This window comes from Sutterella parvirubra YIT 11816 (genome assembly GCF_000250875.1).
Classification (GTDB): domain Bacteria; phylum Pseudomonadota; class Gammaproteobacteria; order Burkholderiales; family Burkholderiaceae_F; genus Sutterella; species Sutterella parvirubra.
The window spans coordinates 1-11,992 of record NZ_JH604850.1 but is presented as its reverse complement, the minus strand read 5'-3'; the positions used below and the strand labels follow the sequence as shown (position 1 = coordinate 11,992).

11 protein-coding genes are annotated in these 11,992 nt (G+C 66.2%); 5 read left to right on the top strand and 6 right to left on the bottom strand.

The genetic code is table 11. The features are described 5' to 3' along the window. Positions 1-64: 64 nt before the first annotated feature. From HMPREF9440_RS00685 to HMPREF9440_RS00665, 5 genes are all read right to left on the bottom strand, one after another. Positions 65-322 (bottom strand): hypothetical protein, encoded by a 258-nt coding sequence (locus HMPREF9440_RS00685; RefSeq protein WP_008540499.1) that lies wholly within the window; start codon positions 320-322, stop codon positions 65-67. Between the two features lie 220 nt (positions 323-542). Then, the gene (locus HMPREF9440_RS00680; protein ID WP_008540498.1) at positions 543-1,694 is read right to left on the bottom strand and encodes an ABC transporter permease; all 1,152 of its coding nucleotides are present in this window, start codon (positions 1,692-1,694) and stop codon (positions 543-545) included. Beyond that, positions 1,691-2,908 (bottom strand): ABC transporter permease, encoded by a 1,218-nt coding sequence (locus tag HMPREF9440_RS00675; RefSeq protein WP_008540497.1) that lies wholly within the window; start codon positions 2,906-2,908, stop codon positions 1,691-1,693. Before HMPREF9440_RS00675 ends, HMPREF9440_RS00680 begins: the two co-directional genes overlap by 4 nt. Next, the gene (locus tag HMPREF9440_RS00670; protein WP_008540496.1) at positions 2,902-4,722 is read right to left on the bottom strand and encodes an ATP-binding cassette domain-containing protein; all 1,821 of its coding nucleotides are present in this window, start codon (positions 4,720-4,722) and stop codon (positions 2,902-2,904) included. The genes HMPREF9440_RS00675 and HMPREF9440_RS00670 overlap by 7 nt, the downstream gene beginning before the upstream one ends. Then, complete coding sequence (locus HMPREF9440_RS00665) at positions 4,719-5,708, bottom strand: HlyD family secretion protein (RefSeq protein ID WP_008540495.1); 990 nt, start codon at positions 5,706-5,708, stop codon at positions 4,719-4,721. Before HMPREF9440_RS00665 ends, HMPREF9440_RS00670 begins: the two co-directional genes overlap by 4 nt. Before the next feature lie 209 nt (positions 5,709-5,917). Here HMPREF9440_RS00665 and HMPREF9440_RS00660 point away from each other — a divergent pair, with 209 nt between their 5' ends. From HMPREF9440_RS00660 to HMPREF9440_RS00645, 4 genes are all read left to right on the top strand, one after another. After that, positions 5,918-6,403 (top strand): GNAT family N-acetyltransferase, encoded by a 486-nt coding sequence (locus tag HMPREF9440_RS00660; protein WP_040763139.1) that lies wholly within the window; start codon positions 5,918-5,920, stop codon positions 6,401-6,403. 593 nt (positions 6,404-6,996) lie between these two features. Beyond that, entirely contained in the window at positions 6,997-7,464 is a 468-nt protein-coding gene (locus tag HMPREF9440_RS10320; protein ID WP_008540492.1) for a helix-turn-helix domain-containing protein, read from the top strand. 295 nt (positions 7,465-7,759) lie between these two features. Then, on the top strand, positions 7,760-8,512 hold the full coding sequence (locus HMPREF9440_RS00650; protein WP_008540490.1) for an ABC transporter ATP-binding protein: 753 nt from the start codon (positions 7,760-7,762) through the stop codon (positions 8,510-8,512). A 181-nt stretch (positions 8,513-8,693) separates the two neighbouring features. Next, positions 8,694-10,100, top strand: a complete 1,407-nt coding sequence (locus tag HMPREF9440_RS00645; RefSeq protein ID WP_008540489.1) for an amidohydrolase family protein — start codon at positions 8,694-8,696, stop codon at positions 10,098-10,100. 115 nt (positions 10,101-10,215) lie between these two features. On the opposite strand, the gene HMPREF9440_RS00640 is transcribed toward HMPREF9440_RS00645, so the two are convergent. After that, positions 10,216-11,118 carry a universal stress protein gene (locus HMPREF9440_RS00640; RefSeq protein ID WP_008540488.1) on the bottom strand — a complete coding sequence of 301 codons (903 nt, stop codon included), beginning with the start codon at positions 11,116-11,118 and terminating at the stop codon, positions 10,216-10,218. 517 nt (positions 11,119-11,635) lie between these two features. On the opposite strand from HMPREF9440_RS00640, the gene HMPREF9440_RS00635 reads away from it, so the two are divergent. Next, positions 11,636-11,971: a porin gene (locus HMPREF9440_RS00635; protein WP_008540487.1), complete on the top strand. Its 336-nt coding sequence runs from the start codon at positions 11,636-11,638 to the stop codon at positions 11,969-11,971. Positions 11,972-11,992 lie beyond the last annotated feature (21 nt).

Sequence of the window (11,992 nt, the reverse complement as noted above, 5' to 3'; positions counted from 1 at the left end):
ACGGCGCTTGAGCGTCGTCCCCATCGTCCCGAAGCGTCGGACCGGCCGAAGCCGGATCAGTCGATCACTTCTTCTCGCCGAAGAGCTTTTCCTTGATGGCGTCGCCCGCCTTCTGGAGGTCGTTCATCGCCTTGTCGTAGCCCTGCTCAAGGCAGGCGGCGGAGAGCGACTTCGCCTTTTCGACGCCTTCCTTCTGGGCGATCTCGTTGATGTAGGCCGCGGTACAGGTCTTGTCGCTGGGCTTCAGGTCCGGGCCGCAGCCGGCGAGGAGCGCCGTGCCGAGGATGACGGCGGCGACGATGGCGGTCTTGGATTTCTGCATGGTCTTTCCTGGTAGGGATGGAGTTGGCGGGCGGTGGTCGGCAGTGCCGTCGGTACGCGGTCGGCCGAACCGGCCCGGAAACATTCTACAGACATGCGGGATTTCGCCGCGCGCCCAAGCGCCCCGCGGTAACGATCGGAAACTTCCGGTCAGAAAAACGCGCCGGTGAGATGCGGTTTGGGGTGCGCTTTTGGGTCGGTTCTGCGGCGTAATCAACTGCTCATGTCGTCTTATTCCGGAAGAGCCACATCGCCGCGGGGATCGTGATGAAGCTGGTGACGATCAAGGGCCACATCTGCGGCCACACGCCCCGCCAGCCGGTCCCTTCGAAGTAGACCATGCGCACGGCGGTCATCCCGTAGCGGGCCGGGTTGAAGAGCGTCACGGTCTGCATCCACTCGGGCATCGCGCCGATCGGGGTCATGAGGCCGGAGAGCACGAGCGCCGGGAGCACCATGAAGAAGGCGAGAATCACCGACGTCTGAATCGTGGAGCTCATCGCGGAGAGCGCGAGCGCGATCCCGACGATGGAAAGCGAAAAGAGCGCCAGGACGCCGCCCATCACGAGGTAGTCCCCCGCGAACGGGATCCCGAACCACCACCGGCAGACGGCGAAGATCAAAAAGCTCTGAAAGAGCGCGATGGCGATGGGCGGGAGCGCCTTCCCCACGAAGATCTCCCACGGGTGCGCCGGCGTCATCAGCATCATGTCGAAGGATCCTTCCTCGCGCTCGCGCGAGATCGCGAGGCCGGCCAAGAGCATCACCTGCAGCATCGAGAGCGCGACGATGAGCCCCGGCATGATGTTGAAGCGCGTGATGTTGTTCTCGTTGTAGCGGTAGCGCTCGCGCATGGCGATGGTGCCCGAGCGGCCGTCTTGGGCGTTGAGGTTCGCGACCACCGCATTCACGTACCCCGTCGCGACGTTCGCGGTCGTGGTGTTGCGGGCGTCGACCGCGACGAAGATCTCGCCCCCGGTGCCGTCCGCTTCGTGTTCGTCGAATTCTTCCGGGATGAGGATCCCTACGAGCGCGTAGCCATCGTCCACCGCCCGCGTCCAGTCCTCGATCGAGCGCTCGGGGTGGAGCCCCGGCGGGAGCGGCGCCGGCGTGAAGACGCCGTTTTCCGTGACGGCGCGCACGACGCGGGTCGACGCGGCGGAGTGCGAGAGGTCGAGGATGACGGTGGGGACGCGCTCCAGGTTGAAGGTCGCGCCGTAGCCGAAGAGGACCGACTGCGCCACGACCGGGACGATGAGGATGCGGCGCACGCCGGGGTCCTTCAAAAGCGTCACGAGCTCCTTCATCAGCACCGCGCGAATGCGAAGAAGCGAAAGACGGACGGCGGTCCAAAGCGTTTGAAGGATCGTCATCGCTTAGTCCTCCGGCTGCTCTTCCGGTCGGGTTGGTCCCCCGCCGTCACGACGCGGATGAGGTCCGAGGCGGTCTCCATGTTCTCAAGGCGTTTCGGCGTCAAGAGCACCGCCCCCGCGAGGAAGACGACGGTCAAGAGGACGAGAAGCCCGAGGTTCGAGAGGATCACGGCTTCCGACCCGCCCGAGAGATGCAGGATCTTCACCGACTCCACCGCGTACGTGGGCGGCATGATGCGGCCCACGGCCTCGATCCACCAGGGAACGCTCCGAAGGTCGAAGAGGAACCCCGAGAGAATGAGGGCCGGAAGGTAGGAAAGGATCACCGCCATCTGGACCGCGACGAACTGCCGGCGGCAGAGCGCCGAGAGGAAGAGCCCGAAGGAGAGCGCCCAGCCGTTGTAGGCGGCGTGCGTGAGAAGGAGCATCGTGAAGCTCCCGCGCACGGGCACGTCGAAGACGAAGAGCGTGAGGATGAGCGACACCGCGACCCCCAGCGCCGCCAACCCCAGGGCCGCGAGGAACTTCGCGGTGATGAGGAGCACGGGCGAGACGGGGGTCGACGCCAACGACTCCATCGTGCCGCGCTCCCACTCGCGCGCCACGACGACGCTCGCCAAGAAGCTCGACACCAAGGTCATGATCACGACGGTGAGCCCCGGCACGAGGTACCAGGCGGAGGTGTTGGCTTCGTTGAACCAGGCGCGCGGCGTCACCGTGATGGGGCCGGAGGCGGCCGCGTCCGCCGTGCTTCGGAGCCCCGTCGTCAACGTCTCGCCGCGCTCGGTCCGGGCGGCCTGATGCTGCGCGATCGTCGCCGCCACGTACGTGCGGATGATCATCGCGGCGGAGGCGTCGACGCCGTGGATGGTGACGCCCAAGTCGGCGACGCCCGTCACCGCGGACTCGGTGAAGCCGGAGGGCATCTCCACGATCAGGTCGACCGCGCGCTCGTCCATCATGCGTTCGGCTTCGGCGCGGGTGGGGACGGGCGTCGTCCTGAACCAGGGACTCGCCTGAAAGCGGTGCGCGAGCGCCGTCGTTTCCGCCGTGCGTTCGCCGAGGACCACCGCCGTCGGGACGGCCTTCAAGTCCATCGAGAGTCCGAAGCCGAAGAGAATGAGGAGCGCCGCGGGGAGCACCACCGCGACCCAGAGGACCGAGGGCTCGCGCAGGATTTCGAGCCACTCCTTCTTGATGAGCGCTCTCAGCATGCCCGGTTCCTCTCGATGATGCGGATGAAGGCTTCTTCGACCGTGTCGGCCGCGACCGAGCGCCGCACTTCCACCGGGGTGCCGATCACGAGGACGCGCCCCGCGTCCTGAATGAGGAAGCGGTCGCAGTATTCGGCCTCCTCCATGAAGTGCGTCGTCACGACCGTGGTCGTGCCGGCGTCCGCCAACGCGCGGATCCGCCGCCAGAAGGCGCGCCGCGACGCGAGGTCCGCGCCCGAGGTCGCCTCGTCCGCAAAGAGCACGGCGGGGCGGTGCACGAGCGCCGCCGCCATCGCGAGCTCACGCTTCGCGCCCAAGGGGAGCACGTCCGTGCGCCAGTCGGCGTAGGGCCCGAGGGGACCGTCCAGAAGCTCCCCGATCCGGGCGCGGAGCACCGCGCCCGAGAGGCCGTAGGATTCACCGAAGTAGCGGAGGGTCTCCCGCACCGTCAGACGCTCGTAGAGCGAGAACTTCTGCGCGACGTATCCGACGCGCGCACGGGCCGAGGCTTTGGACGTCCGCAGATCCGCCCCCGCCACGGTGACGCTTCCTTTGGTCGGTGCAAGAAGCCCGCAGAGCATCCGGAAGGTCGTGGTCTTCCCCGCGCCGTTGGGGCCGAGAAGACCGAAGATTTCGCCGCGCTTCACCGTGAAGGTCGTGTCCTCGACCGCGACGAAGTCGCCGAAGAGGCGGGAGATCCCGCGGGCGACGACCACGTCGTCGGCGGATGCCGCCGACGTGGGAGCCGCGAGGCCCAAGGCTCTGACGGGGAAGGCGGGTGCCGTCTCGTGAAGGTTGATGTGAGTGCCCGGCGCGTGCGCGAGCGTCGCCGCCGCGTAGGCGTCCTCCAGCGTGGGCGCGCGGGGGCTCAGCCGCCCATGGAGGTTGAGGTCCGGGAGGTTGCTTGTCGCCGTAAGACCGTCTTCCGCCGCCAGGAGGTCGAGCCCGTCCCCGCGGGGGCAGGCGTCGAGCCAGAGGCTCGCCGGGTCGACGGCCCTCACCAAGGGCACCGACGGCACGGAAGGTGCCGGAGGAACGCCCGGTACGGAGGCCGCGGCGGCATCAACGGTTTGCGCCGCCGAGAGCCGGAAGGTCCGCCCCGCGACCCCGGCGGTCCAGGCAGAAGGCACCACGTCCGCGATCAGCCGCCCGTGCTCCAGCACGAGGACGCGGTCGGCCTTCGCGGCTTCGTCGAGGTACGCGGTCGAGAGGATGGTGGTGACGCCCGCATCCTTCATGCGGCGGATGATCCGGAAGAGTTCGCGCCGAGAGAGTGGGTCCACCCCGACGGTGGGCTCGTCGAGAATCAGAAGCCGCGGCTCCGCGGCCAACGCGCAGGCGAGCCCCAGCTTTTGCTTCATGCCGCCCGAAAGGTGTCCGGCGAGGCGATCCTCGAAGCCGGCCAACCCGGTGAGCGTCATGAGTTCCTCAAAGCGCTTCTTGGCGGCCGTCTTGCCGACGCCCCGCAGCTGCGCGAAGAGTTCGAAGTTCTCCTCGACCGAGAGCCGCTCGTAGAGCCCGAACTTCTGCGGCATGAAGCCGATCAGCGTCGTGAAGGCGGCGTTTTCGGGGTCGGGCCGAAGGCCCGTCAACCGCGCCCACCCGGCGTCGGGGCGAAGGAGGCCGGCCAAAAGACGAAGCAAAGTGGTCTTCCCTGCGCCGTCCGGTCCGATGAGCGCGATGAGCTCGCCGGGTTCCGGAACGGTGAAGCGTGCGCCGTCCACCGCCCGGAAGGGTTCCCCCTTCGGGTCGGGCCAGATCTTGGTGAGGCCGTCGACCTCGAGGAAGGCGGGCCCGGTGCGGGTGCCGCTCAAGGCGCGAACTCCACCGTGACGGGCTGCCCCAAGCGCAGGCGGTTCTCGGGATCCGCGAGCGTGAGCTTCACCTCATAGACGAGAGCGGTGCGGAGCTCCTCCGTCTGCACGGTCTTGGGCGTGAATTCGGCGGTGGACGAAATGAAGGCGACGGTCGCCTCCAGCGGTTCCGTCGTGTCGGTCATGACGCGCGCGCGCGAACCTTCCTTCACCAGCCCCAGCTGCGCTTCGGTGACGTAGGCGCGCACCCACTTCGGGTCGGTGACGGAAAGCTTGAAGACCGTGCGGGCGGCCGAAGCCATGTCGCCGGGTTCGGCCAAGCGGCTCCGCACGACGCCCGCGATCGGGGCGCGCAGCACCGAGGCCTTCTCCATCCGGTACGTGATCGAGCGGACTTCCTCCCGGGCGGCGGCCGCCGCGGCTTCGGCCTTCGCGACCTCCTGGGGGCGAAGGCCCGCGTGAAGGCGCGAGAGCTGCGCCTTGGCGGCCGCGAGCTCTTCCTTCGCGGCTTTGGCCGCAAAGCGGGCGTCGTCCAGGGCCTGCTCCGAGGCGGCGTCGGCCTTCGCGAGGTTCTCCAGACGCGCGGCCGTGCGGGCGGCGAGCTGCGCCTGGGTCGTCAGGGCTTCCGTTTTGCGCTCGGCCTCGGTGATGTCTTCCTTCCGGTAGCCTTCGCGCGCCAAGGCGAGATCAGCTTCGGCCGCCCGGGCGTTCGCTTCGGCGAGCTTCAGTTGAATCCCGAGGAGTTCGGTGTCGAGCTTCCCCATCACCGCGCCGGCTTCGACGCGGACGCCTTCTTCAGGGATCATTTCCGCGATGCGGCCGGAGGCTTCGAACGCAAGCGAAATCTCCCGCGTGTCGACGTGCCCCCAGGCGCGCGTGCCGGGGGCGGCGGGACCCGAGGGCGTGCGCAGGTTCCAGAGGAGCGCGGCGGCGAGACCGGCGGCAATCAGAAAGACGAGGATCCGTAGGGGCTTCGAGGTCGTCATGGAAGGGCGGCAAAGAGGATGTGCGGACGGCGGGGAAAAAACGTCTGCGGAAGAACCGTGCCGGGCGGTTGGGACGCGTTGGGTGACCCGTCAGCGTCCCGTCGTCCGGCCGGGCGTATGGTTCCCAAATTGTTCACTGCGCTATGCTACACGGCACGGCGGGCGAAGGCGTCCGTCGTGCCTTCGAACCCCAAAAACACGGAATGAAAATGTTCACGCTCCGCCAAGCCCGTCCCGACGATCTCGACGTTCTCACCGACCTTGAGGCCCGCAGCTTTCCGCCCGAAGAAAAGGCGACGCGCGAGCGCTTCCGCGAGCGCCTCGCCGCCTACGGCGACTGCTTCCTGATTTTGGAAAAGGACGGGAAGGTCGTGGGCCTGATCGACGGCCCCGTCACCAACCACGAGACGATCGTCGACGAGATGTACGAGCACGCCACCTGTCACGACCCCGAGGCGAAGATCCAGGCGATCTTCGGTATCGCGGTCGATCCGTCGGTGCGCCGTCAGGGGTGCGGCGCGATGCTGATGGAGGCCTTCATCGAAAAGGCCCGCCGCGAAGGCCGCGAAAAGGTGATCCTCACCTGCAAGGAGCACCTCATCCACTGGTATGCGAAGTTCGGCTTCGTCAACATGGGCGTCTCCGGGTCGGTGCACGGCGGCGCCGTCTGGTACGACATGACCTTGACCCTCTGACGCACGGGCGGACATCCCCGCCGGGCCTTCCGGGCGCCTTTGCGGTTGGGTCGGGTCCGCTCGGGTCCGCTTGGGTCCGGTTCCGATTTCCTTCCCGATCGGGTGCTTTAAGCCATGATGCCTAGAGCGGCGGCGATAGCGCCGCTCTATCCGTCCGACGGGGAAAAGATGCTCCGCGGCTTTGACGCGGGTCAAATCCCCTTGTGCGGGAGGCGGCTGCGGGCCTGGGTACGCCGTTCGGTAAAGGAAATCCCTATCGGGCAAACCCCGATTCGGGCGCTTTCTCGGTACGTATTGACGCAGACCCTTACGCCTTTGGGCTTAAGCCGGTGAAGTGCGGCTGAAAACCGCTGTTTTTGCGAGATCAAAAACTGATGTCACGAACAATCATCCTTCCCCTTTGGGAACTTTGGTCACTGCGTAGACGGAAATTCAGCTATTCCCGATTGATAGGGAACTATGTGGAGAAACGCCAACGGAAATATTTCTTCAGGCTCCCCCTTGCTTGTGTAGAATGGAGCACTCCATAATTCAAGCGAAGATCCCGTCATGCCGTCCGGCCCCAAAGGGGTCCGGCTACTGCGGAGAAGGACATGCCCAACCAGATGCCCAAAAAGGATCGCAAGAAGCGTGCGGCCGTCGAGCGCACCAAGTTCGTCAAGGTGAGCGACCCCGCCGCCCTGGGCGCGCTCATCCGCGTGCTCCGTCTACGCATGGGCTTTTCGCAGATCGAAGCCGCCGAGCTCCTCGGCGTGGGCCGCCGCTGGTACAACGACCTTGAAAACGGCAAGGAGACGATCCGGGTCGGGATGATCTTCGCGGTGTTGGAGAGCTTCAACTGCTCGCTCGCGATCTCCGGCCCCGGCGCCGAATTCACCGTAGAGGAGCTGGAGCGCACCGCCGTCATCAAAGGCCGCGAGCACCATGTCTGGGAAGCCGAACTCATGGCCTCCAAGACTCCGAAGGGAGCGGCCCCGGAAGAGCCGCCGCACCGGGGGCACCGCCGCGGGCACATCAAGCTCTCGACGAAGCTCTCCACGAATTCGGTGAAGCCGCTGTGAGTCGGCCGACCGATCTTCAGTCTGACCAAACCGCCCAACGCACCAACCAGTACGAAGAAGAACCAAGAAGCGCATCAACCGTCATGCCTCACCAACCGGCCGCCGCGAAGAAATCCTCCGGCGGCCGTTCTTGTCTCGGGGTCTCACGATGCCGCCCGGACCGACGGTTTTGGCCCGCCAGGCCCCCTCGCGGTAGAATGCCGCGCAACGAAGAGAAACCGAAGAGAAACCGCAGACACTCACGAAGGCGCCTTCCGAAGAGGGCGCCTCCCACGCACCGGACCGCCAAGACCCCATGCTCAAGCTCGAGAACATCACCCAATCCTTCGAAGGACGCGAAGTCCTTCGCGGCATCTCCTTTTCGGCCGAGAAGGGGGAGATCGTCTCGATTCTGGGGCCCTCGGGCTGCGGGAAGACAACGCTCTTGAACATCGTCCTCGGGCTCGTGCGCCCGACGGGCGGGCGGCTCGTCTATGACGGGGAGGATCTCACCCGCGTCCCGATGGAAAGGCGCGGCTTCAACATCGTCTTTCAAGACTACGCGCTCTTTCCCAACCTCAACGCCTACGAGAACATCGTCTACGGACTGCGGAACGTCAAAAACCGCACGACCGACGCCGAAGTCAAGGACCTCGTGAAGCTCCTCGGCTTGGAAGAGCACCTCCAGAAGAAGATCGACGAACTCTCGGGCGGGCAAAAGCAGCGCGTCGCGTTGGCGCGCACGCTCGTGATGAAGCCCCGGCTCCTCCTGCTCGACGAACCCTTGTCCGCCTTGGACGGCCTCATCAAGGAGTCGATCAAGGCCCGCATCAAGACGATCGCGCGGCAGTTTCAATTGACGACCCTCATCGTCACGCACGACCCGGAGGAAGCGCTCACGCTCTCCGACAAGGTCTTGATCATCAACGAAGGCCGCATCGCCCAGTACGCGACCCCGATGGAGATCGTGAGCGCCCCGGCGAACGACTTCGTCGAGCACTTCATCCTCTCGCAGCTCACGATCAAGCGCGACAACATCTACAAGCTCTTCGAAGGCTCCGGGCGCTGAGCCGACGGAGCACGCAGAAGGGCAGGGCAACGGCCCCCGACCGCCCGTCCGGTGGCCCGGTCTTGGGGTTCGTGCGCTTCTCCGGTTTCCCCGAAGAGGTCTATCCTTCTCGGCATCGCTTGAAGGCGCGTCGGCCGACCAACCCGGCGCGCCCCGACCAGACCCAAGAAGGAGAAACGACATGTACGACCTGATCCTGCGCGGCGCGCGCGTGGTGGATCCGCTGAACGGCCTCGACGCCGTCGCGGACGTGGCGATGGAAAACGGGAAGATCGCCGAGGTGGCCCCGACGATTGCCGGTTCCGGACGCGAGGAGATCGACTTCACCGGGCTCGTGGTCCAGCCCGGCATCATCGACAGCCACGTCCATCTCGGCTCGATCTGGGGCTCGCCCTTCGGCCCCAAGATGCTCGCGATGGCGGGCGTGACGACCTGCCTCGACATGGCGGGGCCCTTGGCCGACGTTCTCGACAACGTCCCCCAGTACGGCGCCGGCATCAACATGGCGATCCTCCAGTACGCGTCGCCCCCGTTCACCTTCAAGACGAGTTCGCCGTCCGAGTCTGAGATGGTGGAATTGATTGAAACCTCGCTCGCCGAGGGCGCCTTGGGCGTGAAGCTTTTGGGCGGCCACTACCCGCTCGAACCCAAGGTCTCGTCGCTTCTCGTCAAGACCGCGCTCGAGCGCCGCGCCTACGTCGCGTGGCACGCGGGCACGACCGAAAACGGCTCCAACATCAACGGCATGCGCGAAGCCGTCGAGATGGCGGCGGGACGCCCCTTGCACCTCGCCCACATCAACGCCTACTGCCGCGGCGCGGTGAAGCCCGAGATGGAGGAGTGCGCGGAAGCGGAAGACCTCCTGATTGCGAATCCCAACATCCTCTGCGAGGCGTACGTGAGCCCCAAGAACGGCACGCGCCTCACCTGCGGGCCCGACGGGAAGATCCTCTCCAAGGTGACGGGGAACTGCCTGCGCCGCTTCGGCTTTTCGGAAGACCGTGAGGGCGTGCGCGCGGCGCTCCTCGCGCAGAAGGCCTTCGTCGTCTACGACGCGGGCGGGTATTCCGACCTCATGACCGGTCCCGAAGCGCTCGCGCGCTGGGAGGCCGCGGGGACCGACGTGGGCGGGAGCTTCAACGTGAACCCGCCGCTTCCCCGCATCGAGCTCGCCCGCGCGGTGCGCCCGGACGGGGCGTTCGTGGTGGACGCGATCTCGACGGACGGCGGCTGCATTCCGAGAAACGTCATCCTCTCGCAAGGGTTGTCGCTTGTGAAGTTGGACGTCCTCACGCTCCCGCAGTTCGTGCAGAAGACGTCGCTCAATCCCGCCCGGATGCTGCGGCTCAAGACCAAGGGCCACTTCTCCGTGGGTGCCGACGCCGACATCACGGTCTACGACTTCGCGACACAGACGCCGGTGGCGTCCTTCGTCGCGGGCCGCAGGGTCCTCTGGAAGGGTGAGGTCGTGGGGAAGAGCGCGTCGGTCATCTGCACCGAACGCGGCCGCGCCGCGATCGAAGCCCGTGGGATGAAGGCCGTCACGGTCGACCCGGGCGAACAGGTCGAGCGCTTGAAGGCCGTGTGAGCCTGATCAACAGAGATCCCGCATGAAGAAACCCCCGGCGGCCGAGGCTTCCGGGGGTTCTTGGTGTCTTGGTCCGCGTCCCTCTCTTTCGGACGAGGGGCGCGGGACCGTCGGGTTACTTCCGGACGACGAGGATGGGCACCGTCGAGGTGGCGGCGATCTTCATCGCGGTCGAGCCCATGACGGCGGCCGTGAAGTTGCCGCGGCCGTGCGAACCCATGACGAGGATGTCGAGGTTTTCGCGGGCGTATTCGGAAATCGCTTCGCCGGCGTCGCCGAAGAGTTCGACCCCGGTCGCCGGGAGGCGCGCCGTCTTGAAGAGTTCAAGCGCGGGGTCCACGGCGTCCTTGTAGGCCTTTTCGGCTTCTTCGCGGAATTCGTCCTGGGTGAGAAGAGGCCCGATCGTGTCGAGCATGTACGCCGACTGCGACATGACGTCGCGGTAGTCGGGCTGGGCGTTCAGAATCCGGAAGCTCGCGTTCTTCCCGAAGAGTTCGGCGTTGGAGAGCGTCACCGCCACGGCGGCGAGACCGTGCTCGGAGCCGTCGACCGCGATGCCCACGCGCATCGCGTCGCCGCCCGTCACCGGGGTTTCGGGACGAACGAGAAGGAGCGGACGCTGGGTCTTCGAAAGGACGCTGTTCGAGACGGAACCGAGGAGGTAGACCATCGGGGCGTTGAGGCCGCGCGTCCCCATCATGATGAGGTCGGCGTCGATGCGGTCGGCTTCCGCCGCGATCGCCTCACCCGCGTCGCCGTAGAGGACGGTTTCCTTCACGTCGGCCCTGAGCTGCGAGATTTCGTCGCGGAGCTTGTCGAAGACCTGACGGCCTTCGGCTTCGCAGGCGGCCTTGACGCTCTGGAGGTCGAGGAGGCGGATCACCGCTTCGGGGACCGAGTACTGGACGTTCGCGAGCGTGATGTCCGGGTGCGAGCCGAGCATCGTTTCGCGGCCGGCCAAAAACCGGAGCATGTGGCGGCTCTGTTCGGTGCCGTCGACGGGAACGAGAATGCGCATGGAAGGTCCTCCTCGAGTGCTGTGATGGGGCTTTTGGGTTGCCTGTTTCCGACCGGCGCGGGCCGGTCGCCTTTTGTTCCATTATGAGGCCGAATCCGCTTTTTGTTGGGCGGAGGCGCGAAAAATAGCGGGCCCGCGGGATGGATCCCTGTGCGCGCAGATCCGTTGGGAGGTTGGGCGTAGGGAGTTCTCTCTAGCGGGATTGGTGTCGGCGGGGGATGAAGAAGGCAGGTCTTCGGATGCTGTGCCTTCCGGTACACAACGGGGTTTGAGGCGAGGGATCGGACCCGTTGCCCGGGATCTTCCGTTTGGAGGCGGATTTGGAGAGGCTCACCGCAGCGATTGGGCGGAGCGAGTGCTAACCCGAATCGTACGGAAAAGGGCGGGGCGGCGAGGATGGACGGTGACGATGGGCACGGACCGCGCGTCCGTGCCTTGTCCTCTCAAGTACCCATGCGCTGCGGGGGCGCCCCTTCATGGGAAGGCGGCGGCCGCGGCGGCATGAAGGAGCTCCCGTATGTTCAAGAAGACTTTGGCGGCAGCGGCCATCCTGGCCGCTTTTGCGGGCTCCGCCCTTGCGGCGGACATTCAGCTCTACGGTCGCTTCAGCATCGGCCTCAACTACACGAATTCCGACGTCGACATCCCGGACGACGGTCTCGTGAGCGGTGATGCGAAGTCGCACTCCTTCACGATGAACTCCGGCGACTACACGGGTTCCCGCTTCGGTCTGCGCGGCGCGGAGGAATTCGGGAACGGTTGGAAGGTGGGCTTCGTCCTTGAAAACGGCTTCAGCGGCGACTCCGGCGAGCTCGGCGACGGCGACCGGATCTTCGACCGCGAAGTGGGATGAGGGTACGTATTTCGGACCTGT